This window comes from Ilumatobacter sp. (assembly GCF_965215205.1).
Taxonomy (GTDB): domain Bacteria; phylum Actinomycetota; class Acidimicrobiia; order Acidimicrobiales; family Ilumatobacteraceae; genus Ilumatobacter_A.
The window spans coordinates 2,030,330-2,056,988 of sequence record NZ_OZ244049.1; the positions used below are offsets into that span (position 1 = coordinate 2,030,330).

The 26,659-nt window shown below is 64.8% G+C and carries 22 protein-coding genes, 1 tRNA gene and 3 pseudogenes; 20 read left to right on the forward strand and 6 right to left on the reverse strand.

Annotated elements, in window-relative coordinates; all coding sequences use genetic code 11:
* Positions 1–16 precede the first annotated feature (16 nt).
* From ACOOHC_RS09500 to ACOOHC_RS09520, 5 genes are all read left to right on the forward strand, one after another.
* Positions 17–196, forward strand: a complete 180-nt coding sequence (locus ACOOHC_RS09500; protein WP_420453749.1) for a hypothetical protein — start codon at positions 17–19, stop codon at positions 194–196.
* Positions 193–1,362, forward strand: a complete 1,170-nt coding sequence (locus ACOOHC_RS09505; protein ID WP_420453750.1) for a flavin-containing monooxygenase — start codon at positions 193–195, stop codon at positions 1,360–1,362. The genes ACOOHC_RS09500 and ACOOHC_RS09505 overlap by 4 nt, the downstream gene beginning before the upstream one ends.
* Positions 1,363–1,487: 125 nt before the next feature.
* Positions 1,488–1,561, forward strand: a tRNA-Pro gene (locus ACOOHC_RS09510).
* Between the two features lie 401 nt (positions 1,562–1,962).
* Entirely contained in the window at positions 1,963–3,582 is a 1,620-nt protein-coding gene (locus tag ACOOHC_RS09515; protein ID WP_420453751.1) for a hypothetical protein, read from the forward strand.
* Positions 3,583–3,629: 47 nt separating this feature from the next.
* A protein-coding gene (locus tag ACOOHC_RS09520; protein ID WP_420451466.1) for an IS3 family transposase occupies positions 3,630–5,077 on the forward strand; the annotation gives its coding sequence in 2 pieces (ribosomal slippage) (positions 3,630–3,999 and positions 3,999–5,077; 1,449 coding nt in all).
* 108 nt (positions 5,078–5,185) lie between these two features.
* Here ACOOHC_RS09520 and ACOOHC_RS09525 read toward each other — a convergent pair.
* Positions 5,186–5,482: pseudogene (locus tag ACOOHC_RS09525) on the reverse strand (transposase); the annotation flags it as partial.
* Between the two features lie 52 nt (positions 5,483–5,534).
* On the opposite strand from ACOOHC_RS09525, the gene ACOOHC_RS09530 reads away from it, so the two are divergent.
* Positions 5,535–6,781, forward strand: a protein-coding gene (locus ACOOHC_RS09530) for an IS3 family transposase (RefSeq protein WP_420451160.1) whose coding sequence is annotated in 2 segments (ribosomal slippage) — positions 5,535–5,808 and positions 5,808–6,781 — 1,248 coding nt in all. Because the reading frame shifts where the segments join, the coding sequence is not laid out codon by codon here.
* Between the two features lie 140 nt (positions 6,782–6,921).
* Here ACOOHC_RS09530 and ACOOHC_RS09535 read toward each other — a convergent pair.
* Positions 6,922–7,542, reverse strand: a complete 621-nt coding sequence (locus ACOOHC_RS09535; protein WP_420453752.1) for a hypothetical protein — start codon at positions 7,540–7,542, stop codon at positions 6,922–6,924.
* 207 nt (positions 7,543–7,749) lie between these two features.
* On the opposite strand from ACOOHC_RS09535, the gene ACOOHC_RS09540 reads away from it, so the two are divergent.
* Genes ACOOHC_RS09540 through ACOOHC_RS09550 form a run of 3 tightly spaced genes read left to right on the forward strand, consistent with a single transcriptional unit; the run spans position 7,750 to position 11,917 of the window.
* Positions 7,750–9,834, forward strand: coding sequence for a type IV secretory system conjugative DNA transfer family protein (locus ACOOHC_RS09540; protein ID WP_420453753.1), 2,085 nt, complete (start codon positions 7,750–7,752; stop codon positions 9,832–9,834).
* Positions 9,831–11,597, forward strand: a complete 1,767-nt coding sequence (locus ACOOHC_RS09545; protein ID WP_420453754.1) for an ArdC family protein — start codon at positions 9,831–9,833, stop codon at positions 11,595–11,597. The genes ACOOHC_RS09540 and ACOOHC_RS09545 overlap by 4 nt, the downstream gene beginning before the upstream one ends.
* The gene (locus ACOOHC_RS09550; RefSeq protein WP_420453755.1) at positions 11,594–11,917 is read left to right on the forward strand and encodes a hypothetical protein; all 324 of its coding nucleotides are present in this window, start codon (positions 11,594–11,596) and stop codon (positions 11,915–11,917) included. The genes ACOOHC_RS09545 and ACOOHC_RS09550 overlap by 4 nt, the downstream gene beginning before the upstream one ends.
* Positions 11,918–12,050: 133 nt before the next feature.
* On the opposite strand, the gene ACOOHC_RS09555 is transcribed toward ACOOHC_RS09550, so the two are convergent.
* Together ACOOHC_RS09555 and ACOOHC_RS09560 are read right to left on the reverse strand one after the other, a co-directional pair.
* Positions 12,051–13,325 carry an ISL3 family transposase gene (locus ACOOHC_RS09555; protein WP_420451721.1) on the reverse strand — a complete coding sequence of 425 codons (1,275 nt, stop codon included), beginning with the start codon at positions 13,323–13,325 and terminating at the stop codon, positions 12,051–12,053.
* Between the two features lie 86 nt (positions 13,326–13,411).
* Complete coding sequence (locus ACOOHC_RS09560; RefSeq protein ID WP_420453756.1) at positions 13,412–13,789, reverse strand: hypothetical protein; 378 nt, start codon at positions 13,787–13,789, stop codon at positions 13,412–13,414.
* A gap of 43 nt (positions 13,790–13,832) precedes the next feature.
* On the opposite strand from ACOOHC_RS09560, the gene ACOOHC_RS09565 reads away from it, so the two are divergent.
* The gene (locus ACOOHC_RS09565) at positions 13,833–14,123 is read left to right on the forward strand and encodes a transposase (protein WP_420453757.1); all 291 of its coding nucleotides are present in this window, start codon (positions 13,833–13,835) and stop codon (positions 14,121–14,123) included.
* Between the two features lie 39 nt (positions 14,124–14,162).
* Complete coding sequence (locus ACOOHC_RS09570; RefSeq protein WP_420451164.1) at positions 14,163–15,434, forward strand: IS256 family transposase; 1,272 nt, start codon at positions 14,163–14,165, stop codon at positions 15,432–15,434.
* 111 nt (positions 15,435–15,545) lie between these two features.
* On the opposite strand, the pseudogene mobF reads toward ACOOHC_RS09570, so the two are convergent.
* Positions 15,546–17,999: pseudogene (gene mobF / locus ACOOHC_RS09575) on the reverse strand (MobF family relaxase); the annotation flags it as partial.
* 324 nt (positions 18,000–18,323) lie between these two features.
* Here mobF and ACOOHC_RS09580 point away from each other — a divergent pair.
* The 4 genes and pseudogenes from ACOOHC_RS09580 to ACOOHC_RS09595 all read left to right on the forward strand — a co-directional run bounded on the left by ACOOHC_RS09580 (position 18,324) and on the right by ACOOHC_RS09595 (position 19,638).
* Entirely contained in the window at positions 18,324–18,593 is a 270-nt protein-coding gene (locus tag ACOOHC_RS09580; RefSeq protein ID WP_420453758.1) for a hypothetical protein, read from the forward strand.
* 56 nt (positions 18,594–18,649) lie between these two features.
* Positions 18,650–18,847: a hypothetical protein gene (locus tag ACOOHC_RS09585; protein ID WP_420453759.1), complete on the forward strand. Its 198-nt coding sequence runs from the start codon at positions 18,650–18,652 to the stop codon at positions 18,845–18,847.
* Positions 18,848–19,053: 206 nt separating this feature from the next.
* Positions 19,054–19,194 (forward strand): annotated as a pseudogene (locus ACOOHC_RS09590) (YbaY family lipoprotein); the annotation flags it as partial.
* 42 nt (positions 19,195–19,236) lie between these two features.
* Positions 19,237–19,638 (forward strand): META domain-containing protein, encoded by a 402-nt coding sequence (locus tag ACOOHC_RS09595; protein ID WP_420453783.1) that lies wholly within the window; start codon positions 19,237–19,239, stop codon positions 19,636–19,638.
* Positions 19,639–19,761: 123 nt separating this feature from the next.
* On the opposite strand, the gene ACOOHC_RS09600 is transcribed toward ACOOHC_RS09595, so the two are convergent.
* Positions 19,762–21,183, reverse strand: coding sequence for a M14 family zinc carboxypeptidase (locus ACOOHC_RS09600; protein ID WP_420453760.1), 1,422 nt, complete (start codon positions 21,181–21,183; stop codon positions 19,762–19,764).
* A 103-nt stretch (positions 21,184–21,286) separates the two neighbouring features.
* Here ACOOHC_RS09600 and ACOOHC_RS09605 point away from each other — a divergent pair, with 103 nt between their 5' ends.
* The 5 genes from ACOOHC_RS09605 to ACOOHC_RS09625 all read left to right on the forward strand — a co-directional run bounded on the left by ACOOHC_RS09605 (position 21,287) and on the right by ACOOHC_RS09625 (position 26,659).
* Entirely contained in the window at positions 21,287–21,943 is a 657-nt protein-coding gene (locus ACOOHC_RS09605) for a TetR/AcrR family transcriptional regulator (RefSeq protein WP_420453761.1), read from the forward strand.
* Between the two features lie 53 nt (positions 21,944–21,996).
* Entirely contained in the window at positions 21,997–22,662 is a 666-nt protein-coding gene (locus tag ACOOHC_RS09610) for an MSMEG_1061 family FMN-dependent PPOX-type flavoprotein (RefSeq protein ID WP_420453762.1), read from the forward strand.
* Between the two features lie 88 nt (positions 22,663–22,750).
* Positions 22,751–23,800, forward strand: a complete 1,050-nt coding sequence (locus tag ACOOHC_RS09615) for a histone deacetylase family protein (protein ID WP_420453763.1) — start codon at positions 22,751–22,753, stop codon at positions 23,798–23,800.
* 75 nt (positions 23,801–23,875) lie between these two features.
* Positions 23,876–25,675: a peptide ABC transporter substrate-binding protein gene (locus tag ACOOHC_RS09620; protein ID WP_420453764.1), complete on the forward strand. Its 1,800-nt coding sequence runs from the start codon at positions 23,876–23,878 to the stop codon at positions 25,673–25,675.
* Positions 25,676–25,717: 42 nt separating this feature from the next.
* Positions 25,718–26,659 carry an ABC transporter permease gene (locus tag ACOOHC_RS09625; RefSeq protein WP_420453765.1) on the forward strand — a complete coding sequence of 314 codons (942 nt, stop codon included), beginning with the start codon at positions 25,718–25,720 and terminating at the stop codon, positions 26,657–26,659.

Sequence of the window (26,659 nt, forward strand, 5' to 3'; positions counted from 1 at the left end):
GGAGTGCTCGCGCTACATGACCCCCAACTCGGTCCACGTCGACGGGACGTGCCCGAGGTGCGGTGACGTCGTGCAGCTCCCCGAGGGCGTCGACGACCCCGAGGCGCTCGACGAATCGGCGCCCTGGCACTTCAAGCTGATGGTCGTGGCGATCACCGCGTACCTGGCGTGGCGCCTGGTCTCGCTCGTCGCGTGATCCCGGACCGCAGCGCCGGCCCCGCCGACGACCGGGTCGTGGTCATCGGGGCGGGTCACGCCGGTCTGTGCGTCGTGTCCGCCCTGGCCCGGCGCGATGTGGGGTGCACGGTGATCGACGGCGCCGTTCGGCTCGGTGATGTGTGGAGGCACCGCTACGACGACCTGCGACTGAACACCGCACGCGACGCGTCACGGATCCCCGGTGCGACGCTGCCCCACGACGTCGGGTCGTGGCCGACCCGCGACGAGTGGGCCGACCACATCGAGTCCGCCGCCCGCCAGCTCGGCGTCGAGCGCCGCCGGGAGCGCGTCGAGCGCGTCGAGCGACGACCTCGCGGGTGGGCCGTCGTGTGCGCCGACGGCGAGGGCCGCGTCGGCGGTGGTCCCGTCGGCGAGATCGCCGCCGACGCGGTCGTCGTGGCGACCGGACGCGACCGCGTCCCGACGATCCCGCCGTGGCCGGGCCTCGCGTCGTCGCCGATCGAGGTCATCCACTCCTCGAGCTACCACCGGCCGAGCCCCTTCGTCGGGCGGCGGGTGCTGGTCGTCGGTGCGGGGAACTCCGGGACCGAGATCGCCCACCTGCTGGCCTCCGCGGGTGTCGAGGTCACGCTGTCGATGCGGACCCGACCGGTGTGGGCACGACGCGAGCTGTTCGGCACCGACCTCACCGACCTCGCCATCGCCGGGCGAGCGATGCCCTCGTGGGTGGTCGATGCGAGCGGGCGAGCGATGCAGCCCCTGCTGTTCGGTCGGATGCGGGCCCACGGCCTCGGGCCTCCGCAGCGCCGCCTCAGCCAGGTCCACCAGGCGTCGGGAGCCACCCTCGACAGCGGGTTCGTCGGTGACGTGAAGGCGGGGCGGATCGAGCTCGTCGCCGCCGTCGAGCGCTTCGACGGGGCGGCGGTGGTGCTGGTCGACGGGTCGTCGTCGCGTCCCGACGTGGTGATCGCAGCGACGGGCACCACACCGGCGCTCGGAGAGCTGCTCGACGACGACCTCGTGGACGGTGGGTGGCCGGTGTGCGGGGAGGCCCCGTTCGAGCAGGCACCCGGGCTGTTCACCGCCGGGCTCAACCCGGCCGAGCTCACCGCCTTCCACCCCGACTTCATCATCGAGGCGGAGCAGATCGCGGATGCGATCGTCACCCGTCTCGACCGCTGACGATCACCCACCCCGAGCACCGCTGCCCGGTCGCCGTCGATCGACCGGCCGGGCGCCATCTCGCTCGACGGTCGACCGCAGATGAGCGCATCGGCGACGACCGCCGGTAGCCTCATCCTCCGTCACGGGCTGTGGCGCAGCTTGGTAGCGCACTTGTCTGGGGGACAAGGGGTCGCAGGTTCAAATCCTGTCAGCCCGACACTTAAAACCCCAGGTCAGAGGTCATTTCCTCCGACCTGGGGTTTCGTCGTTTTCGACGAGGAGGACAATTGGGAGGACAATTTGGCTGACTGGCCGCAACGTCAACCGACCGTCGGACGTCCGAACGACTGAAGCGACAGATCGCTGCAACGGGGACCTCGGACGGGGCGACGATCCAATCAAGACAAATTGGAGCCTCGATGAAGCGGGGGACGTAGCCACTCTCCAGCTCAGGGCGACGGAGGTTGGACCCTGCCGTCGGGCTGGGTTGAACACCCTGCCGTTGGCTGGATCGCCATCGGATCGCTTCGCAACCATGCGGTAGCGTTACATCGGTGTGATTTCCCGGAACGATGCGCGGTGCGTTGATCCGGCCACCAGTCGGGAGAGTGACGGGCCATGAACGACGAAATTGAGAACGCCATGGAGATCGGGCGGCAGAACGCCGAGCTCATCAGTCTTGGCAAGGCTTGGTGTACTCACCTCCGAACCGATCAGACGGGGATGGGGGTCGGACTCGTGGAGGAGATGACCGGACTGCCGATCACGGGCGGCAGGTTCACATGCGACTACGCAACGGATCCGTCTGGCTTCGCCGGAATGCGACTCGATCCGGTGGGCTTCTACGAAGCGAACTGCCGCGGGTGCACCGATCGTGTTCCCGGCGGCCGAGTCCCGAATCTCGGCACGCTTGCCGAGCGGGAGCTGGCGGAGCGAGCTGAGCAGGAGCAGAGGGCCGACACCGCCCGACGCACCGCACTCGCGGAACGTCAGCGACGATCCGACCACCGGACACTCGTTGCAGCACAACTCGATGCAGGATGCCAGCAGCTCGTTTCGCTCATCAATCAGCTCGACATCGATCCCGCCAACTCCGAGGCTGCGGAGGAACTCCGCACAGCAGCGCGATTGACCCCCGAGATGTTCGTGGGTTCCATCCGAGCGATGCTCCGGACAGACAGCCAAGCCCTCCGATCCGCCGTGCTCCTGGATGTCCTCTTGTTGCTTGAGTCAGGCGGAGCCCAACCTGAGTTGCACGCAGTCTGTCTGGATGCAGTACGCGCTGGCTGGGCTCTCGGAGAGGGCTGTCGCTACCTCGCCGAGCACGGAGTGGCTGCGGACTTCGACAACGCGTTGGCCGAGGCAGTCATTCGCCGCGCCGGACCTTCCGGAGACTTTCATCGGCGGAAATCAGGTGACGCGGGAGCGTTCCTCCGCTACCACTCTGCTTCGCCCGCTGCTGTTGAGGCTCAGCTCGCAGCGGAGCTTCGTCGCGGCGAGTCCCACCGTCGAGCGGCGGCGGCATCGGCGACACGAAGTCTGATCGAGATTGACGATTCGATAGGTCGCCGTCTCTTGCCCGCCATGCTCGACGGTCTTCGGCACAGCGAGGACCGCTACGACCACTACAACCCGTCGGACGAGATCGCGCAGACCGTCGGCGTCGTTCTGGTTTCCGACGCGTCGCACGTTGAGGAGTCGGTCTCGGCGCGGTGGAAGGGTGCCAGTGCGGGGTACCGACGTCGCCTCATCGACTGCTACGACTCACCTGTGCGGCACGATTCTGGTCCGCTGTCGGCCGATGTTTTCGAAGCCGTACTTGGCCGCTGTGTCACCGCGTTACACGACCTACCGAACCTTAAGAACCTCGATTTGGACGAGGACTATCAGGGCCGAGCATCTGACCTCTTGACCCTCACTACCTCGCGCGCGCCTATCGGCGCTCTGTCTGCCGACACGCTTCTTGGCCTGTTACTCACGTGGATCGATAGGGAGCACGAGTTCCACGAGTCGCCCCCTACTGGGCCGATGGCCATGTTTCAACAAATGGGAGGCGAAGCCCAGCTCGCGCATCTCCGGCGCGACATTGCTAGCGCAACCGCTAACGCTGCGGAACGAATCCCGAAGGAGTTCGTTTCTGCATGCTCCGACTTGTTCGCCGGCACCGATTCGAATCCGTGGGCGCGAGCAGAGATCGTTCGGATCCCTGTCTGTCAGGCTGAGGTGAGACACCGGTGATGCCGGTGCTCACTGTCCATCGGGGCGAGAACAAGGACACCTGACCGATGACCATGACCACAACCACCACATCAGTTCGCGCCCAGAATGGGAGCGTGAACGAACACGATGATGCTGTCGATCCGGCAGCGAAACCGACCCGTCGACGGTTCTCGAACGTCTTCAAGGACCGCGTCATCGACGAGTACGACAACGCCGCGACCAGCGAGGAGCGCGGTGCGTTGTTGCGCCGCGAGGGCTTGTACACGTCGCATATCTCGGAGTGGCGCAACCAGCGCGCCCGCCGCGACCAGCCGGCCACAACGGCCAAGGATCGTCGACGTCGCAGCGCGGAGCAGGCCGAACTCGACCGGCTCCGGAAGAAGAACGCGAAGCTCGAGTCGGAGCTGGAGCGCACGAAGTTGGCGTTGGAGATCACGGGAAAAGCACACGCGCTCTTGGAGCTGCTCTCCGAGAGCGCGGACATCGACCCGAAGTACAAGCAGTGATCGACACCCACCTCAACGACCTCACCGCAGCGACGTCGACCAGACAAGCGTGCCGTCTGCTCGGCCAGCCCCGGGCCTCGCACTACCGGCGCTGTCGACCACCCAAGTTGGGTCCGCCCGCACCTCGACCGGTGCCACCGAACAAGCTGACCGAGGCCGAGCGCCAACACGTGCTGGCGGTGCTGCGTTCGCCGGAGTTCTGCGACCTCGCACCCGCCCAGATCTGGGCGCGACTCCTCGACAACGGCACCTACCTGTGCTCGATCTCGACCATGTACCGCCTGCTGCGCATCGCGGGTCAGAACCGCGAACGACGCCGCCAGCGCACCCACCCGGCACGCAAGAAACCCGAACTCATCGCCACTGCACCCAACGCCGTCTGGTCGTGGGACATCACCAAGCTGAAGGGCCCGACGCGTGGCGTCTACTACGAGTTGTTCGTGATCATCGACATCTACTCCCGCTATGTCGTCAACTGGTGCGTCGCACCAGCAGAGACCGGCCAACTCGCTGCCGACTTCATCGACGCCGCCTACCGAGACCAAGGTGTCGCGAAGGGCGAGTTGGCGTTGCACGCCGACCGCGGCAGCGCAATGACCTCCAAGCCGGTGTCACAACTGCTGGTCGATCTCGGCGTCGCACGATCCCACTCCCGGCCGCACGTCTCCAACGACAACCCCTACTCCGAAGCCCAATTCAAGACGCTGAAATACTGCCCGGCGTTCCCCGACCGATTCGGCTCCATCGCGGATGCCAGAGCGTTCTGCGCCGAGTTCTTCGATCACTACAACCACGTGCATCGCCACTCCGGGATCGGGCTCCACACGCCGGCCTCGGTTCACTACGGCACCGCCGACCAGATCCGCGAGCAGCGGTCGGTCACCCTCGACGCTGCCTACGCCTCAAACCCGGCCCGATTCCGTCACCGCCGGCCCGAACCCCCGAAACTCCCAGCTGTCGCCTGGATCAACGAACCCCAACGCGAGGCCCTCATCCACTCAAACTAGAAATGTCTCAAACGGCTTGACAGGTTCCGGTTCAGGTCGACGAGCGGGGACTGTCAGATCGTTGGTGTAACTGACCTGGCTCATGGTTGTTGTTGGGATCTTAGGGCCTTAGAAGAGGCGGCCTTCGAAGGTGATGGCGAAGGCGTTGAGGGCGGGCTTCCAGCGGTTCATCCAGCGTTCCTGGCCGGTGCCTTTCGGGTCGAGCGACCGCACGACCATGTAGAGGCATTTGAGCGCTGCTTGCTCGTTGGGGAAGTGACCGCGTGCCCTCGTTGCTCGCCGGAACCGGGCGTTCAACGACTCGATCGCGTTCGTCGAGTAGATGACCCGGCGGATCTCCGGTGAGTAGTCGAGGAACGGCACGAACTCGGCCCACGCGTTCTTCCAGAGCGACTGGATCGCCGGGTTGAAGCGCCCCGGGATTCGTGGAGGCTCTGTTCCTTGAGAGGATGGAGTGATGCCAAGCAAGTATCCCGACGAGCTGCGCGAGCGTGCCGTTCGGATGGTGCTCGATCACGAGCACGAGTACGGATCCCAGTGGGAGGCGATCTGTTCGGTCGCCGAGAAGCTGGGCCCGAAGGCCGAGACGGTCCGGCTGTGGGTCCGACGAGCTGAGACCGACACCGGTCGCCGGCCCGGCGCCACCACCGACGAGCTCGCGGAGCTGAAACGCCTGAAGCGCGAGAACGCTGAGCTGAAGCGCGCCAACGACATCTTGAAGGCGGCGGCGCATTTCTTCGGGGCGGAACTCGACCGCCGATCAACGAAGTGATCCGGTTCATCGACGAACACAAGAACAACCGCAGCGGACAGTTGCGGTGGGGTATCGAGTCGATCGCCAACACGGTTGGGATCGCCCCGTCGACGTATCACGCCGCCAAGAAGCGCCCGCTGTCGGCACGTGCGGTTCGTGATGCGGAGCTGCGCCCGCAGATCCTGCGGGTGTGGGAGGAGAACCTTGCGGTCTACGGCGCCGACAAGATCTGGGACCAACTGAACAAAGACGAGGTCCGAGTCGCTCGCTGCACCGTCGAGCGCCTGATGCGCGACATGGGCTTGCAGGGCTGCCGGCGGGGACGGGTGTGGATCCGCACCACCGAAGGCGACGATGCACTCGATCGGCCGGCGGATCTGGTGGATCGCAAGTTCGTAGCGCCGGCACCGAACCGGCTCTGGGTGGCGGACTTGACCTACGTCAAAACGCACTCGGGCTGGGTCTACGTCGCGTTCATCGTCGACGTGTTCTCCCGCATGGTCGTCGGGTGGCAGGCCAGCCGATCACTCAAGTCGGATCTGGCGATCGACGCTCTCGAGATGGCCGTGTTCAACCGGAAACGCCAGGGCGCGGACCTGTCGGAGCTGATCCATCACAGCGACCGCGGAGTCCAATATTTGTCCGTTCGCTACTCCGACCGCCTCGCCGACAACACCATCGTCGCGTCGGTCGGCTCCAAGGGCGACAGCTACGACAATGCCCTCGTCGAGTCGTTCAACGGGCTCTACAAGTGGGAGCTGATCTACAAGCAGGGTCCCTGGCGCGGTCTCGACGATGTCGAGTTCGCCACCCTCACCTACGTCGACTGGTTCAACCACCGACGTCTCCACGGCGAGATCGAACCCGGCCCCGGCTTCACCACCCCGACCGCATTCGAGACCGCCCACTACAGTCAAATCGTCCCCGCCAACCCGGCCGGGACTCAATAACCCCGGCCTCTACCAAACCCGGGGCGCTTCAGTCGTTCGGTGAGCGTTGATGCGGAGTGCGTTGCTGCGAGGGACATCGCCGAGGCGATGCTTGAGTAGTTGGTTCCATTGGTGGCGAGAGATCTGGCCGGTGTCGACGATCAACCACCGACGTCTCCAGGCAAGCTTCGTTCGAGTTCGAGTCGGGCGAACACTTGTGACACGAAGTCCTGGGCGGCGGGGTCGATGTGGCTCGCGTCGAGACTGACGACGACGGGAAGGCCGTCACGTTGGTATCGGCGACAGAGGTTGCGGTGTTCGGGTTCGAGGGCTCGCTTGCTGGACCGCAGGCGGGTGGCGAGGTGGGAGATGAGCGCTCGTGGGCAGCCGTTTGCCGAGACGGGCTCGTGTTGGGGATCGATGGTCGCGAGGAGGTGCCCGGCGGCGGCCCAAAGCGCTGAGTAGGCGTCGTCTCTGCGCTGGCGTGGCGTGAACGTCGACTCGATTCGTGTGAGCGAGGGGAGCAGAGCGATCAGCAAGATGGTGGTGGCGTCGGTGTCGTCGTCCTGGTGGCGGGCGATGAGTGACCGGACGATCGGGTTCTGAGCGGCTGTGGGCGTGGCGCAGATGTCGAGGATCTCATCGATTCCGAGACCGGCGAGGGCCGGCTCGGTGAACCAGCGTTGCTTGATGCGGGAGTGGCGGGTGGGTGCGAGACAGCGGTGGTACTGCCGGTCGAGTTGTTCGTGGATGGGGTGGTTGTGCGGGTGGTGGATGGCCATGGCTCGAACTCCTGGTGGAGGTGGGTGGATGGGTTCGACTGCCACGATGAACTTTCACCATCACTGCAACCCTCACAGCGACCCGCTGTGTCGAGATCGGCCACCGTCGTGACGAATGTGTGTTGAGCAGGGAGAATGCGCGTTGGCGTGTGTATTGGGCGCAACTTTCTCAGAGAATTTCTCGCACTGTGAGGGTTGGCGTGAACGATGTTCGGCTTCATCGCTGCCATGAGTTCCCAAGCGTCTGTGTCCTCCGCTTCGTCCGGATCGATGTCGCCAATCGAGACCGTGCTGCTCTCGCTGCTCGCAGCTGCAATGGCAGGCTCCGTTGCGGTCTGGATCGGTGCGACGGTGGCGGCGATTGCGGTCGGCAGCGGCGTGCCGCCGGTCGGGCTCGGTGACGCCCTTCGTGCGATCCCGTCGTTGTTCAAGACTCCTGGCGATCCGGCGGCTGCGTGGCCCGCCGAAGTTGGGCCATTGATTGCAGGTCCGGTGGTCTATTGGACAGCGACCTTGCTGGCCGTTGTTCTGTTGGGAGCAATCGTCGTCGGGTTCCGGTTGCTGTGGCGATCGTTCTCATCGGGTCGTCGCCGGCTCGGCGTCGAAGCGCATGCCCGTTTCGCGACTCGACGAGAACTTCGGCCGTTAATGATTCGAGAGCCCGTTCCTGGTCGATTTGTGCTCGGGGTCTGGGGGAAGTGGCTCCTCGCAACCGAGAACCGCCGCTGGGCGACATCACAACACACCGGTCTCAGGAAACTGATCGCTCGGGTGACGGGGGAGCTGCGATCAGGTCAGCAGGGAGATGTCACCTCGATCGCGATTGCGGGATCGACTCGATGCGGCAAAACATCACAGTGCGCGATCCCCGGGCTGCTCGACTGGAGGGGCCCGGCGATCGTGCTCAGCGTCAAACGCGATCTGATGGACGCCACGATCACCCGTCGCCGCAACGTGGGCAGCGTCCGAGTGTTCGACCCCGGCGGCTTCCTCAAGCAGAACCGAGGCGCAGTCCAGATCAAGGAGACCGAGATCGCGAAGTGGTCGCCGCTGCGATCGGCACACACCGCCACGGGAGCCAAGAAAGCCGGCGAAGCGATGTCGTCATGGACGCCGAAGGCCGGCGTCGACGGCGGCATGGACTTCTGGACGACACAGGGCAAGTTGCTCTTCACCGGCCTCCTCGGTGCCGCCGCGTTGTCGGCGCGGCCATCGATGCGCGAGGTCGCCAAGTGGGTCTACGACATGACCCGACCCGACCCGAACGCCTCCGACACGGCGACCGGCAAGAAGAAGGAAAAGCCGTGCCCGCCACTCGACCGGTTGAACGCTGCGTTCCAGAACCCGGCAACGAAGGAGGCAGCCGACTCAGGCATTCGGCATCTGCGATCGATCTGGAACAAGCCCGACGACCGGATCATCGCATCCGTGTACGCAACAGCCCAGACAGTGTGCGACCCGTGGCTAGACCCGAACGTCGCCGCCGCAACTGATCTCACCGACGGCAAGGGGGAGTGGATCGACCTCGACTGGCTGCTGGACACCGGCCCCGAAGGCGAGGGCGCCAACACCCTGTATCTGCTGGTGAGTCTCGATGACTACAAACGTCTCGCTCCGGTGCTCGCCGGACTGCTCTCGGACCTGAAGTCGCAGGCCTACGAGTGGGACATGCAGGGCCGCCCATTCCCGGCGCCGCTGCTGATGTTGATCGACGAGGCCGGCAACATCCCGCTGTCGTGGCTCCCCGAAGTGTCGTCGACGTGTGCGGGCATTGGTATCCAGCTCGTGACGGTGTGGCAGTCACTCGCCCAGATCCACGAGGCGTACGGCAAACGCGCCGACATCTTGCTCACCAACCACGCGACCAAGCTGTTCTTCCCCGGAGCGTCGGACGACTCGACCCTCGGATACGTGTCCAAGATCGTCGGCGACGAAGAGATCGAGCGACGCTCATGGTCCAACGACCTCGGCGGTGGGCGACGATCGATCTCAGGCCAACAGAACCGCGAGCCGCTCGTCCCGTACTTCCTGGCTCGCCTCCCCAAGTACGGGTCCGCGCTGTTGATCCACTCGAACCTGCCGCCCGCTCACGTCCAAGGTCGCGAGTGGTGGCGAATCAAGCGACTCGCTGACATGGGACCACCGACACCGGAACGGTCGACGACGCCCGTCGGCTCGGGTCCGTGGACACCGACCCCTGAACGAACTGCGCAAGTTGTCGCGACCGTCGGCCCCGGCGAGCAAGCAACGCTCTTCGCCGACGACGCCGTGCCCGTCGAGGTGGCGTCATGAAGCGGCAACGAGTCGATCACGCCGCCGTGATCGACGAACTCCACAGCCAGTTGACCGACCAAGTCGGCGCCATGACCTCGACCGATGAGTGGCTCGCGTATCTCCAAGCGGCACGTGCATTTCATCGCTACTCGCCACAGAACCAAATGTTGCTCGCGCTCCAGGGCGCCCAGGGCTACGTCGCCTCGTATCGGAACTGGACCCGCATCTTAGCGACCGATGGAGGGAACTGCCAGGTGGCGAAAGGCCAGAAAGGTCTCGTGATCCTGGCGCCGATGATCTCGAAGTCCGTCGAAGTCGACGACGACACAGGCGAGGAGACCAGCCGAAAGCGACTCCGAGGGTTCCGCACCGTCAAGGTGTTCCACCAGGGCCAGCTCGTGTCGCCACCGGCGATCCCCGAACCGCAGATGCCCGAACTCCTCACCGGTGACAATCGGTGGCAGCACGTGTGGGCCGCAGTAGTCGGCCAACTCGAAGACGACGGCTACACCGTCACCCTGCACTCACGAACCCCCGTCGAGACGTGGAACGGCATGACGACCTGGGGCGAGCGATCAGTCAAGGTCGCCGACGACCTCGAACCACCGCAACGAATCAAGACGTTGCTGCACGAGTGGGCCCACGTGCAACTCGGACACGAACACCGACTCGGTGCCGAGCGCGACACCAAAGAGGTCGAAGCCGAGTCCGTCGCCTATCTGCTATCGCAGACGATCGGCCTCGACTCGCAGAGCTACTCGATTCCGTATGTCACCGGTTGGGCTGGTGGTGACGTCGAACTCATCCGGTCCACGGCCGAAGCGGTACTCACGACAACCAAGCGTCTTGTCGACATCCTCGAAACCGACCTGGGCGTCGAACTCACACCCGACGCCCTCGACCACGCAGCACCCCACGTCGCCGACAACGTCACCGAGCTGAGAACCGCCGACTCGCACGAGTCGGCCACGCCACAGGCGGCCGATCCGACAGCGGTCGAGACGGTCGAACAGCCGACACTGGCGCTCACTGGGATGCCGTCCGAACGTGCTGCTCGTCCCGGGCTCGACCCAACAACAATGACCGACGCCGAGTTCGTGCTGGCCGTCAAGAACCGTCTCGAACCGGAACCCGCTCGCCGGCTCATGGCCATCGTCTACGAACCGGAAAGCGCAGGCGAAGCAGCTGTGCTGATGGCAGAGGCGGGTATCACCGCAGGCCAGACCGTGCGAGTGCTTCGACACCTCGGCATCGACGACTCGCTGATTCGAACAGCACTCGCAACACCGATGCCACACGACGCAGAGCAGCCGGAGTTGTGGCCGTCCGATGCGATCGCCGTTGCATTCGGCGACGAGCCCGCAGTGCGCGCAGGGTCTCGAATCGTGCGAGCCGAGGACCGGGCGAACCACGACCTCATCGTGCAGACCTATCGCACCGCAGAGCCGGCCCGAGTCGCAGCTCTCGCCTACGGCCTCGGTATCGAATGCGATGAAGTGCTTCGCCTCTGCGCGAACAGCAGACCGGACCCGACCGCCGCGTTCGAGATCGCGGTCTCGATGCACCCGGGCGACACGGACGCTGCGACCGCGGTGCTGCGGCGGACATGGCCGAACCCTCCGGGCGGCTGGGACGCCTACCTCCCCACCTCGTTGCCAGTCGCCGCGAGCGCTGTTGCCGAGATCGACGACTACGCATCGACCCAAGCCATCCTCGACGAGTGGTACGGCCTCGACTCTGTTGCCGCTCCGACGCCCACACCGGAACACTCGATCACATGAGCGACATCAACGACGACGGACTACTCCGGAGCCTCGATCTCTTCGTCGGAACCGTGTATTGGCTCGAGCAACCGATCACCATCGAAGCGGCGCTCGCAGAAGCGATCGAAGACTGGGTCGCTCTGGCGTCGGCGGAGCACAACGACTCGAAGGCGTGGGGCGATTTGGTCGTCAGCGACACCATCGGCATGTCGATACTTCAACTCGTCGAAGCGGTCGAGCACCTCGGTTCTATGGATGGTCGGACACTGACGGTCGCAACGGCGCTCATGGACGCGCTCGAGGACTGGTGTCGAGAATCGGGGAGACCCGAGCGATAGAGCGTTCGCCAGGACGATGGGATCAGGGCTTGAATACGTCCTCGTGCCTCAGGCGCGGAGTGTCGAGCCGGGGGAAGGCAACGTTCGCCCCCGGAAGATCGAACATAATACGCTCTTCTGCTGTATCCGTGGGTCAGGTTCGGCCTGGGAGGGCGGGTGGGTGGCTGCCAAGCGCGAGCAGGGCGAGGGCGATGAGGGGTTCGGGTCCGTGGAAGCCGAACGCGATGCGGGTGAGGAGCCGAATCTTGGTGTTGGTCGACTCGATCAGGGCGTTGGAGAGCCCGGAGTCGAGGGCGTGATCGATCGCCACTCGGTGCTTCACGATCTTGCGGGCGAGTTCGACGAAGGCCGGCATTCGCGACCGGCGCGCCCACGACAACCACCTGTCGAGCGCGTGCTTGCCGGCGTCACCCTTGACGGCAAACACGAACCGCAGTCCTTCCTTGAGCAGGTAAGCGCGATGGAGCCGAGGGTCGATCTTGGCGATCCAGTCGAGCTGGGCGCGTTGGTTCTCGGTGAGATCGCCGGGGTTCTTCCAGAGCGCGTAGCGGGCGCGTGCGATGCCGAGCGAGGTGCCTCGTGCGCGTCCTCGCTGGGACATGACGGTCGTGATCGCGTTTCGTCCCGATGCCTGGTTCCAGGCTCGGCGACGCTCGACGTCGAGCGCTTCGATGGCCCACGCGACGACGTGAAACGCATCGGCGCAGCGCACGGCGTTCGGGGCTCGCTTGGCGACGACGCGGGCGATCCAGCCCGCCATGTCCGCAGAGATGTGGGTCAACTCCGCAGCGCGTTCGTTGCCGAGTTCGTCGAAGAACACCTCCAAGTCGGCGTCGGTGCGGCCAGGGCCGACCCACACCAGATGGCCGGTGTCGTGATCGACCACGACGATCAGGTAGCGGTGTCCGCGCTTGTAGGAGATCTCATCGATCCCGATCCGTCGCAACCCGTCGAGACGATCAACACGCGCCTCGACATCTGCATTGACCCGCGTGACGATCGCACCGATGGTGCGCCACGCCACCCGCAACAACTCACACGTCGCGGACTTCGAGGTGCGCACCGCCAGCCACGCCGCCAAGTCGTCGAAGTCGCGGGTGTGGCCGACCCCATGACGAGCCCACGGCACTGCCACCACCGTCGGTCCGTGCGTGCGGCAACGCACCCGGGGTGCGTCGGCTTCGATGAACACCTTCGTCGTGCCGGCGTCCAACGCCCGCCACCGCCGACGACCATCACCACGGTCGTAGCGAGGCGAACGTCGATGGCAGTGTCCGCAGCGGCCACGAGCCCTCGCATCAGGTCGTGCCGACACCACGATCGATCCATCGGTGTCGTCGACACGGACCCCTTCCACGACCGTGCGCGTCAACCCGCACGCCTTCTCCCATACCTTGGTGTTCAGCACCCCGTCTGCCGTCCTTTCAGTTTCGAGCCTTCGACAGCGCGAAACCTAGGAATCAGGCGGGGTGCACCCGCGGATAGGCCCTCAACTCACCCACGGACAGAGCAGAAGAGCGACATAATAATGACGGCATTGGCGTCTCGGGTATCGACCCAGCCGATCGCCGACAGCGCCGAGCCGAAGGTTGGCGGTACGTGATTGTTGTGCAGCGTCGTCGACCAGTCGGCCAGCAGGGGATCCGTTGGCGCGGTCGGGATCGCGATCGAGACGGATTGTTCTCCACGGAGAGTCGATCGAAGCAGATCGAGATCGAGCGGTTCACTCGGCTCGGCTGCCAACACCACCGCGAGTGAACAGCCCGAAGCGCCTGCCACCTCTTCGTACTTTCGGGACTTCTCTTTGATCTGCTGGACGGCCTTGCCCGTATCGAACGCACCGCCCGGGTCTGCTGCACGGTTCGGTGACATCTGATCTGGCTTGCCCTCGAGGCGGGCCTGGAAGGATGTTGCTATGCCGAAGCCTTACCCGAAGGAGTTCCGCGACGATGTCGTGAGAGTCGCCCAGAACCGCGAAGAGGGGGTGACGTTGGAGCAGATCGCGAAGGACTTCGGGATCCACCCGATGACCCTGTCGAACTGGCTCTCCCAGTCCGCTGTCGACGCCGGCACCAAGCCCGGCAAGACCACAGCCGACAACGCCGAGCTACGCGAAGCGAACAAGCGCATTCGGCTCCTCGAGCAGGAGAACGAAGTGCTGCGCCGAGGGGACTGTCAGATCCGCGGTGTAACTGGTCTGGCCTGAAACGCTGAGCGACTCGCTTGGCCGGAAGGACAGACAACGATGACAGACCATGATGTGGCGGTGGTGACACCGTCGGATGAGACAAGCGAGGAGCGGCCAGATCGGTCGCTTGCCGAGCAGCTCGTCGACCAGGCACGATCGGACGGGCGGAATCTCGTCGGCCCCGGCGGGCTGCTGAGCGATCTCACGAAGCAGGTCCTCGAGACGGGTCTCGAGGTCGAGATGGAAGAACATCTCGGCTATCCGAAACACGCCGTCGAGGGCCGCAACGGTGGCAACAGTCGCAACGGGACACGTTCGAAGACGGTGATCACCGAGATCGGCCCGATCGAGCTGGAGGTGCCACGCGATCGTGACGGCAGCTTCGAGCCTGAAACGGTGCGCAAGAACCAGCGCCGGCTCGACGGGGTCGACTCGATGGTCATCTCCTTGACGGCGAAGGGTTTGACGACTGGTGAGGTCGAAGCCCATCTGGCCGAGGTGTACTCGACGAACATCTCCCGCGAGACGATCTCGAAGATCACCGACCGGGTCCTGGGCGAGTTGGCCGAGTGGCAGAACCGGCCGCTCGACCGCGTCTATCCGGTCATCTTCATCGATGCGATCGTCGTGAAGATCCGCGACGGTCAAGTCGCCAACCGGCCCGTGTACGCGGCGATCGGTGTCACCGTTGACGGTCAACGCGACATCCTCGGCCTCTGGGTCGGCACCGGTGGCGAGGGCGCCAAGTACTGGTTGCAGGTGCTCACCGAGATCAAGAACCGCGGCGTCGAAGACGCCTGCATCGTCGTGTGCGACGGACTCAAAGGCCTGCCCGAGTCGATCGAGGCGACCTGGCCGTTGGCGATCGTGCAGACCTGTGTGCTGCACCTGATCCGCAACACCTTCCGCCTCGCCAGCCGCGCCGACTGGGACAAGATGGCACGCGATCTGCGACCCGTCTACACCGCCGTCAACGAAGCCGACGCCGCAGCGAGATTGGACGAGTTCCACACCATCTGGGGCAACCGCTACCCGGCGATCCAGTCGCTCTGGAAGAACGCGTGGGCCGAGTTCGTGCCGTTCCTCGACTACTCACCGGAGATCCGCCGGGTCATCTACTCGACGAACGCGATCGAGTCGTTGAACGCCCGGTTCCGGCGAGCAACGAGGGCACGCGGTCACTTCCCCAACGAGCAAGCAGCGCTCAAATGCCTCTACATGGTCGTGCGGTCGCTCGACCCGAAAGGCACCGGCCAGGAACGCTGGATGAACCGCTGGAAGCCCGCCCTCAACGCCTTCGCCATCACCTTCGAAGGCCGCCTCTTCTAAGGCCCTAAGATCCCAACAACAACCATGAGCCAGGTCAGTTACACCAACGATCTGACAGTCCCGTTCGCCGATGGTGGCTGCGTCGTTGGTGGTGGCGTAGAGGCGGGCGGTGTTGCGGGCGCGGGAGAGGGCGACGTAGCCGGCTTCTCGGTAGAGACCAGCCGGTCCGACGACGAAGATGTCGTCGCAGGTCATGCCTTGGGCCTTGTGGATGGTGGTGGCGTATCCGTGGTCGATGTGGCCGGCTCGGACGTAGGCGCCGGTGAGCCGGATGCGTCGCTGGTTGCCGAGGCGCAGGTCAATCTCTTCAGTGTTGGGGTTGATGGCGTCGATGGTGCCGATCATCCCGTTGTCGACTCGGCAGCGGCGGTGACTGTCGAGGTCGTAGTGCCCGACGTCGTTGCGTCGCAGAACGATGCGATCGCCGACCTGGAACTCGTCGTCGTGAACCTGGAGCGGGGGTCCGGTGAGGGTGCCAATTGTGGCGGCGTGTTGTCGGGCGAGGGCGTTGAGGGCTCTCGCTTCGGAGCGGGTGCCGGCAAGGAGGTGTGCGTTCGACCCTGAGTTGTGTGCCGCCCACCAGTCGTTGACGGCGCGCCGGTGGAGGTGTTCGCTGGTGTCGGTGAGGGTCACTCGGTCGTGGTCGACGTAGGTCTTCCATGCGGTGGTGATGTCGCCGTTTCGGAGGTGGTCGAGGGCGTGGTGTTCCCATTCGTGGCGCTGTCGCCGGTTGATCGTGAGGTGCGCTGCCTGGTCGCCGAGTGCGTCGAGAGCAGCAGCGAAGCCGCCGCCTGCATTGACTTCGGGGAGTTGGTGGTGGTCGCCGACGAGGATGACTTTGGCTCCGACTTTGCGGGCGTCGTTGCAAACGTTCCAGAGGTCGAGTGTGCCGGTCATTGCGGCTTCGTCGATCACGATCACGTCACTCGTCGACAGTGTGTCGAGACAGGAGTTTCGGAATCGTGGAACGGTGTAGGCGTCGATTCCGGCACCGTCGCCGAGTTCGCGTGCGGCTTGCGCTGATGGTGCGACGCCGATCATCCGGTGGCCGGCGGCTTCGAAGACCTGGCGGACAGTGTTCATTGTGTAGGTCTTGCCGGTCCCGGCACGACCGACGACCACTTCGATCGGCAAGCCTTGGGTGCAGACGCGCCGGATCGTGTCGGCCTGGTCGAGTCCGAGTGGTCGGTCGATGATGTTGAGCATCGAGTCGACGAAGGCCGGGTCGATCGCGTGCCGGGGGGTGGGGTGAGGGGCGAACATCGTGGTGAGGTCGGCCTCGATGTCGAGGAGACGTTGTGTCGTCCACCGCTGTTCCCATCCGGCGTCGGCTCCGTTCTCGATCGGCAGCGGAACGAGTTCTGGAGATGAAAGAACGGTGTCAGTGAGGCGCTCGACGAGCCTGGTGTTGCCGTGCTTCGAGAGCTGCGAGGCGACGGCGTTCTGGACGTCGTGTCGGCTCACGACAGCATCAGTTTCGGGCAGACTGCAGGCAACCGTTGCGACGAACTCGTCGAGCGTGGGAGTCCGTTCGATGCGCTCGCCCGTCTCGGTATCGATGGCGCGAACCGCGATTCTGGTGTCGGCGGTGAGTGGTTGTTGAGGATCGAGCGGGCTGGCGTGGGCGAGCAGCCTGGTGATGTCGGCGGGGGAGTAGTCGACTGTTTCGGCATCGGTTCGCCAGTGCTCGTCGAGCGTGTCGTGGTCAATGTCGAGCTTCTTCGTGCGGGTGGCGAGCATTGCGTCGCGGGCAGCGTCGGGGCCAACGACTCCGAGTCGGGCGAGTTCGTCTTCGATCTCGGTGCGTCGCTTCGAGAAGTGCTTGACGACCCGACGGGGGATGCCCGCAATGTCGGCAACGTGGTTGTTGACCGTGTTCCACTCGACGCCGAGACGGCGAGACAACTCGTTGCGCAGTACGCTCTGGTACATCGCTCCGGCGGCCAGCTTCGAGCGGTAGAGGGCTTGGCCGTCGAGTGCGGACCACTTGCCGTCGGGCCCGCGAGTCAGGTTCGCAACGAGGACATGGGTGTGCAGATGCGGGTCGCCAGCACGGCTCGTTCGGTGCCGGAACCCCGCAGCGATGAACCCGACACCAGGGAGTCGTCGCGTACCGAACTGCTCGAACGGAGCCGCCTTCGACTCACGATTGTTCGACCCGCGACGGACGAAACAGGCTTCTCGTTCGAGCCAACGGACCGCTTCTTCGACGGCGATGTTGGTGGCCTCGACGACCTCGGCACGCACGAGCGGATCCCCAAGTGCATAGAGCACACTCACCGACTTCGGAGCCGAGAACGTCAGGTCGAAACCAGGGACACGGTTCTTCCACGACTTGACCTGGTCACCGTTCGGGGTCAGCCCGGTCCCGGGGTTGAGGCCAGCAAGGACGGCTCGAAGCTGATCACCGGTGACCTCGTCGTCAAGATCGAGGGCGTGGTTGGCGAGTCCGAGCCAGCGGCCACGAGTTTCGCCGGCGCCGGAGTAGTAGTCGTCGATGCCGTCGGCGACCTGGCCGAGGTAGTACTCCTCGGCACCCACACGGAGCTTCCATAGCGACAACATGACAGCCCCAACAGACCCCGATTCGCGCTGATCGTTTCAACAAAGTTCGGCGCCGAAGCGCCGGTGCAGCACCCCTGGTGCATCTGTGCGACGAGAAATTGCGACGAGAAATTGCGGGCGGGGGAGGGTTCTGGGTCGGTTCGGCCGTTCGGCATGGCGTGCGCATTGACGCTGGTCGCAGCGTTCGTTGAAACGGTCGGCCGGTTCGTGGGCCTGTTGGGTGTCGAGTGACCGTCGACGTTCGGAGTCGGCTGGCTCGACGACAGGAGAACGAGAATGCCGAGACGAAGTGAGACGCCAGCAGAACGAGAAGCACGCGATCGCGTGAAGCAGCGATACGACGCTCAACTCGCAGCGATCAACGACTTCTTCACGCGGGAGCGACGGATCGAGGCATTGCGCGCCGACATCGCGACACTCGTGGTGGAGCAGGACACGGCGGCCGGTCAGTTGGTCGATGCGACGAGCGTTGTTCAGACTGCCGAGATCCTCGGATGGTCGCAGGCGAGAGTGCGGGAAGCGACTGGCCCTCGGCGCGGGATTGATCGCAGAGCCGACAGCACTGACTCTGGACGTCAGGCAGCCGAGCCGTGACGATCGCAGAATGTCGAGTTGCCGGACACGAACACGCGTTCGTAGAGTGCTGGATGATGAGCATTCCGGACCACGAGCTGACTGCGTTGCTGAGGTCCGCTGCGATGGCCGCGCCGAAGTCGAAGGTCGGCGTCGATCGTGAGCAACTCATCGAGACGCTCGAGGAACTTCTGCAACAACGCAGTCTGCTGCGCAGGCTCGGTGATGACCTGCGGACGGTAGCGAGATCCGGACAGACTGGCGTGCCGAGGTGAGCGTGGAGGCGAGCAAAGCGCAGCCGTGGATTTGCCCGCGATGCGAGCACTTCATGGTGCGATCGGATGGCGGTCGACCAGTGGGTCACCGGTGCTCTGACTCGGCGGTCGAGATCGACTTGGTTCCCTACGTTGACAGTGCACAGGCCGCAACGATTTGGGCTGATGGACGATGACGGTGGTGGTGGTGGTGGTGGTGGTGGCGGTTGAGGCCGATTCGCCCTTCGCAAGTCCCCATCCCGTTCGAACTCTCGGCCGACACTTCTGATCTCGACGAGCGTGGGACGTACTCGCTGCGGGCAACGATCACCGGCCCCGATGGGGGACTGCAGTGGACCACCGACACAGCGAACATCATCGACACCGTCCAGGGAGAGGTCGATCTGGGAATGGTGATGCTCGTGCGAGCCGGTGACGGTGCGACAGGGGTCGACACCGATGTGGCGTCATCACCATTGGTCGGGGAGTGGACCATCACCGACATCGATGGGATCGAGCCGCTGGCCGACGCTCCCGCCACCATCACATTTGGCGATGACGACACGATGTCGCTCGACACCGGCTGCAACACGTTGTCGGCGTCGTACGGCATCGACGGTGACGCACTGTCGATCGATTCGGAGCCGGCGATGACGTTGATGGCCTGCGACACGGAGCGAACCGCTCAGGAGACCGCAGTGGTCGCGATCATCGGTTCGGTGCGCACCGACGGCGCCACCTTCGAGATCTCCGACGACACCACCCTCACCATCACGACCATCGAAGGAACCACACTCACCGTCGAACGGTGAATCGGCAGATCACACCGACACAACAGGAGTCGAAGCCATGAGCAACACCACCACCGACTACGTCCCGACGAAGAACAAGGTCGAACGGGCCACCGCACTCCCAGCGCCAGCGGGAACGATGCGTCAGTTCTCGCCTCGAAGGAGGAGTGCGGAGGAGAGGATGGCTCCATACTGCGCGGCGACCAGCGCTTCGATCGGCGCAGCGCGTTCGTGTGATCGGGCCGTGCTTTCCGCGAGCCACGTCGTGCGTAACGTCTCGGCCCGTTCGTGAGCTTCTGTTACCCCTGCCGTCATGATGCCGGATTCGATCGTGGTCGATAGAGCTCGCACGAGCATCCCGATGAGCCTGCCCCGGTATGCATCGACCGCCTCGCGAACCGAGAATTCCTCGGCGACGGATGCGGTTCGGGCGTTCTCCGGCTCCTCGGACCTGCCTGCCGAGCCCTCAGCGACGCTCTCCATGTCGTCGAGGAACTCGACGACGGCGACCAGGAAGGGCGAGTCGACGATGTCGCCGCCTGCAGCGTCGAGGATCGCCCGGAGTTCGGTGACCGCCTGCCCGTAGCGGGTCGCCTGCGTGGTCAGAAGTTCGTCGTACCGCTCGGTGCCCGGTTCTTCGCTGCACGCCTGGTCGTCGATCCACTGCGGAACCTCGCACACGAGAGTCAGCGTGTCGAAACGTCGGGCGTAGTCGGTGCTCGATGTGCCGGCGAGGAGGTCGGTGCGGCCACCCGATGCGATGATGCCGTCGACGATCTCCTCCATCGGGCGCGACTCGAAGACGCCCGGTGCAAGCAGTGGGATCCACGGTGCCTCGGGTTCGCCCACGTCGAGCACCAATCCGACCGCCTCGGGAATCTCAGCGAACACGTCATAGAGGTTCGGTTCTGGACGCGACAGGTAGAAGTAGACGCCACCACACTCGGAGTTGTGCAGAGACACCAGCAGATCGGGTTCGACCTCGTCGATCAACCCCATCAGCGCCTGCGTCTCGGGGATCGGCGCATCGATTTGGATGTCGCCATGGTGGAACGGGAACGTCCATTCGACCTGCAACCGTCCGGGTGGTCGATAGAAGCCGGCATTGTAGGAGTCCCGCGACGCAGGATTCGAGAACCAGGTCTCGTTCAGGCGGGCGCCATCCGGGTCGACGCACGCCACGACGTGCCACGTGAGGCCGAGCCGGTCTCGAAGTTCGACGTCGTCGAGCACCCGCTGTGCGAGGTGGAGCGCGGTCAGCCCACCGACCGGCTCGTTCGGGTGAGGGAAACCCACCACGATCGCGGAGCGTGGTCCACCGTCGATCGTGAGCCGTTCGATCCGCTCACCTGAGGCAGATCGGCCGATCGCATCGATCCGGCATCGTTCCGGGTTGCGTCGTGCGAGTTCGTGGAGTCGGCTGCTCAGATCGTCGACATGGGGGAAGGTGTCGAAGGACGGGACGGTGTCGAGCTCGAGGCGGATGTCATCGAGTCCGACTGCCCGGCTCGCTGACGCCGCTGTCGTTCCGGTGCTCTCGGAACCGCGATCAGAATTGATACTCACGGTACGAGACTACTCGACGTCGTGGCGGCGAAGCTCGTCGATGGATCGGCTCGGGCGAGCGGGCCGGGGCGATTCTCTCCGACATCGGCCAGACTGGTCAGCGATGGCGGAGACGAACGAACCGAAGCAGACGCGTCGAGCCGAGAAGAAGGCCGGTAACCGGGCGGCCCTCATCGCCGCTGCCCGGGATCTGATGATTCGCGATGGATATCGCGAGACGCTGCTGGATTCGGTAGCAGCCCAGGTCGGGCTGACGAAGGGGGCCATCTACTCGATCTTCGGTGGCAAGAGACAGTTGCTGCGCGCGTTGATCGAGGAAGGGGCGGCTGAGTTGGCCTGGCCGTCGATCGCTCACGTTCTCGAAGACGGGCTGAGCCTGCAGGAGCAGGCGAGACGGATCGCTGACGAATGGGGGCGACTGAGTGGGATGCGGGTTCCGATGTGGGCGCATTCGTTTGCGCTCGAAGTGTCGTCGATCACACTGCGCGACCCCGAACTGTTCGATGCGCAAGCGGCCCGAATGCGCGAGCACGTCGACGAGTTGGCGGCGATCTTCTCCGGCGCCACGTCGCCGGCCGGTCACGTAGTCACCGATGGGGGTGCCGAAGCGTTCGCATCGGCGTTCGCTGCGCTGATGCAGGGCCTGTCGCAGCGCGTGTTCAACGACCCGTCGGAGTCGGCGCCGAATAAGTTCGCCGACGCTGCGGTCGCGCTCGCACATCTCGTCGACGCGACCCCTGGCGCAACTCGCATACCTTGAGTACCATTCCTCTCGAACGACCCTCGCCGAGGGTCCCGATCGAGAGGTTCCGAATGAGTGACTCTGCGCCCGTATCCACGGTGATCTCCGAGGTGGCCGGTCTCCGGTCCGTGTATCGAGATCCTGCGCCGCTCGTGCTCGACAAGGCGATTCCGGTGGTCGACGAGGCTGCGGCCGGTTTCATCGCCGCCTCGCCCCTGGTCGTGCTTGCGACCGGTGATGGCACGCGTTCGGATGCGTCACCGCGCGGCGGCGAGCCGGGATTCGTCAAGGTGGTGGACTCCCGTCATCTCGCCTTCGGAGACATGGCCGGGAACAACCGACTGGACTCGTTCTCGAACCTCATGACGAATCCGACGATGGGCATGTTGTTCATCGTGCCGGGCGTCACCGAGACGCTGCGGGTGCGGGGAACGGCGATCGTCGCCCGTGACAGTGAACTCGCCGAGTTCTGCGCGATCGGCGGTCGCACCCCCAAGACGGTCATCATCGTCGATGTCGAGGAGTGCTACCTGCACTGCGGCGCAGCGTTCAAGCGCGCCGGCGCATGGGATCCCGAGACGTGGCCGACGGGCGACGATCGACCGTCGTCGGGAGCGATCCTCGCTGCTCACGCGAAGCTCGATGTGGATGGCGATGTCGTGCAAGCCGATCTCGATGCCTACTACGACGACGTGCAGCACGCGTTCGCCGGCGACTCGGAGAGCGAGTCCGGGTGATCGACGCTCGCCCGGACAGATCCGTCGCCAGCAGATCGAGACAGAGCAGATCGGAGCGGAGCGGTTCGGTCCGAGGACGACCGACGCAGTGAAGGTCTATTTCTCACCCGACCACCGCCTGCACGACCCGTCGCAGGAATTCGAATCGTCGCGATTCCAGGTTCCGTTCGAACACGCCGGGCGGGCGGAAATGATCCACTCAGTCCTCGACGCCGACGACGGATTCGAGATCGTCCGACCGACACCGCACGGTATCGGGCCGATATCGGCCGTTCACGATTCGGGGCTCGTCGACTTCCTGGCCAGCGCGTGGGACCGCTACCAGGAGGTCCACCCCGACACCGACGACGTCGTGGCTGACATGTTCTCGATCGCAGCACTCCGTGAGGGGATGGGTCCGGCACCTCGGGTGCGCGCGATCGATCTCGAACTCGGTCGGTGGTGTTTCGAGACGACCACACCCATCACGAACGGAACCTATGATGCCGCCCGCTCGGCCGTCGACGTCGCGCTCGGGGCCGCCGACGCCGTCCTCGATGGTGAGCTGATCGCCTACGGCTTGTGCCGGCCGCCGGGGCATCATGCGCCTCGTGCCGCCTACGGCGGCTACTGCTTCTTCAACAACGCAGCGATCGTCGCACACGACATCGTCGAGCGGACGGGTTCGAAGGTGACCGTGCTCGACGTCGACTACCACCACGGCAACGGCACGCAGCAGATCTTCTACGACCGTGACGACGTGCAGTTCGTGTCGCTCCACGGAGACCCGCATCGGGCGTACCCACACTTCGCTGGGTTTGCTTCCGAGACCGGTGTCGGCAGAGGTGCTGGAGCCACCCACAACGTGTCGCTGCCCGTCGGGGCCTGCGACGACCTGTACATCACCCGCCTCGGACACGCACTGGAGAGGATCGCAGCATTCGATCCTGGCGTCGTCGTGGTGTCGCTCGGCGTCGACACCCATCACGCCGACCCGATCAGCGACCTCGAACTCACGGCTGACGGACTGGCCAGATGCGGCGCACTCGTGGCGAACCTCGGGGTTCCGTTGGTGGTGCTGCAAGAGGGTGGCTACGCCGACGAACGGTTGGGTCAGAACGTCCGCCGCTGGCTCGTCGGCGCACAGGAGTCTCGCTGATACCGAGGGTAGCCGATTCGGCGGATTGCACCGATCGACAACTGCGAGAGAATGCGCCAGCGGTGTTTCGCAACGATGAACTCGACAAACTCCGATGACCTCTTCCTGGACAGCGAACCGTACTGCGAGTACCGTTCGTCGGATCCGAAGTCAGGACCGCATTCCGGCTCGGCGACTACAAGGGGGAACATGACCACGTTCACGAGATCGAACCGTCTGAAGCGGACGGCCACACTTGCCATTGTTGCGACGCTGGTCGCGGCATCGTGCGGTGGGTCAGAAGATGCATCGGAGACCGAGAGCCCGACCGAGACCGCCGTCGAGGCCGAGAGCTCGGAGGGAGCCGGCGACAGCAGCGAACCCGCCGAGTTGAGCGAGGGAGGTGGCGGCTCCTACTCGGTCGGGCTCCCGTCGTTCTTCGTCAGCAACTTCGCTCCCGGCAACTCGGGAGCGAGCAACATCGACTACGCCTTGTGGACGCCGCTCACCCAGGTGTCCGCCGAGACCGGTGAACTGGAGAACATGATCGCCGACTCGCTCGATACCGAGGACTCGCGCGAATGGACGATCACGATCGGCGAGGGCTGGACCTTCCACGACGGATCGCCCATCACCGCCCAGTCGTTCGTCGACGCGTGGAACGCCGTCGCCACCCCGGAGAACACCTTCGACAACAACGCATCGATGAACATCATCGAGGGATACGAGGCGATGAATCCCGCGGAGGGTGAGGAGGCCACGGCCGACACGCTGTCGGGGCTCACCGCCCCCGACGACTTCACGTTGAACGTGACGCTGAACGAGCCCAACGCCCTCTTCCCGTTCCTTCTCGCCTCGGCGGCGTTCGCCCCACTGCCTGAGGGGGTCGAGGACTTCGAGGCATTCGCCACGAACCCGATCGGCAACGGTCCGTTCATGATGCAGGAAGGCGGTTTCACCGACGGTGATCAGGACGTGCGTCTGAATCGTTTCGACGACTACAACGGTGAGGTCGCTCTCGCCGAGTCGGTCGACCTGCGGCTCTACGCCGACCCGGCGTCCATCTACACCGACTTCCAGGCCGGTGCCATCGATGTCATGCTCGCTGATGGCGCCGACCTCGCGGACGCCTCGACGACCTACGCCGACACGATCGTCGACGTGCCGTTCCCGGCGATGATCTACCTTGCGTTCCCGATCGACGACGAGCGTTTCGCCGACCCCGAGGTCCGTCAGGCGATCTCCCGGTCGATCGACCGTGATTCGATCGTGAGTGCGCTGACCGGCGGCTTCGGGACGCCGTCGACGGCGCTGGCGCCCGAGACGATGATCGGCGGTGGCGGCGACTTCTGCGACGCCTGCAGCTACGACCCCGAGGCCGCGTCGGCGCAGCTCGAAGCGGCCGGCGGATTCGACGGACCGCTGACGCTGTACACGTTCCAAGACCCGACGAACGAGGCGATCGTGGAAGCGATCTCGAACCAGTTGCGCACCGATCTCGGTATCGAGGACGTCACGTTCGAGTCCCAGGAGATCGGCCTGTTGTACGACAGCCTCTTCGCTGGCACCCTCGACGGTCCGACGCTGCTCTACGCCGGAGCGGTCTTCCCCCATCTCTACGCTTTGGCCGAGGTGACGCTGCTTCCTGGTGCAGGCCTCAACGTGACGGGGTACGACAGTGCCGAGTTCAACGATCTCATGGCCCAGGCGGCGTCAGCCGCCGACAGCGACGAGACGATCCGGCTCACCCAGGAAGCGGTGAGCGTCGCGCTCGGCGACATGCCGGTCACGCCGATCCTCGCCCCGGCGGGCGGACTGGTCTACGCCGAGAACCTGTCCGGAGTCATCTCCGAAGCACTCGGTGGTGTCAAGCTCTCCGCTGTGCAGGTGAACTGACCTGTTGCGAAACGGGGCCCAGGCCGTCGACAGGAGAAGACCATGATCAGGTACACACTGCGTCGGGTATTGGGCATGGTGCCGATCCTGATCGGGACCACCCTCATCATCTTCCTCACGGTCTGGGCGCTGCCGGGCGACCCGCTCCAGTCGCTCGCCGGGCCGACCACGCCGTTGTCTCCGTCGGTGAGGGCGGTCCTCATCGAGCGCTACAACCTCGACGAGCCGCTCCTGACGCAGTACTGGCTGTACGTGACCGACCTGGTGACCGGTGACCTCGGCACGGATCTGGAAGGCAAGGAGGTGTCGGAGAAGGTCGGGCGCGCATGGCCGGTGACCCTCAAGCTCGGCCTCTCCGCCTGGCTCGTCGCCGGGGTCATCGGCATCACGCTCGGGTCGTTCGCCGGGATCCGACCCGGCGGCAAGATCGACCTTTTTGTGCTGTCGCTCACGACCCTGATCCTCGGCATCCCCTTCTTCGTCATCGCGTTCGTCCTGCAGTATCTCGTGGGTGTCGAACTCGGGTGGCTGCCGACGTCAGGGGTGCGTGAGGGTTGGCCGATCAACTACATCATGCCGGCATTCGTGCTCGGCATGTTCGCCGTGCCCGAGGTCGCCCGATTGACGCGTGCCGCCGTGATCGACAATCGCACAGCGGATTACGTCGACACGGCGAAGGCACGCGGCATTCCGCACCGGCGCATCGTCGTGCGCCACATCCTTCGCAACTCGCTCGTGCCGATCGTGTCGTTGATGGGGCTCGTCCTCGGCAACCTGCTCGGCGGCGCGGTGTTGATCGAGGCGATCTTCAACATCCCTGGGATCGGCTTCGAGGTCTTCAGGGCGATCCGTGTACAGAACGGGCCGGTCGTGATCGGCGTCAGCACGATGCTGGTGCTCGTGTACCTCGTCGTCAACCTCGTCGTCGACCTGCTCTACGGATTGCTCGATCCTCGCATCAGCCTCGAACGAAAGGGTGCCTGA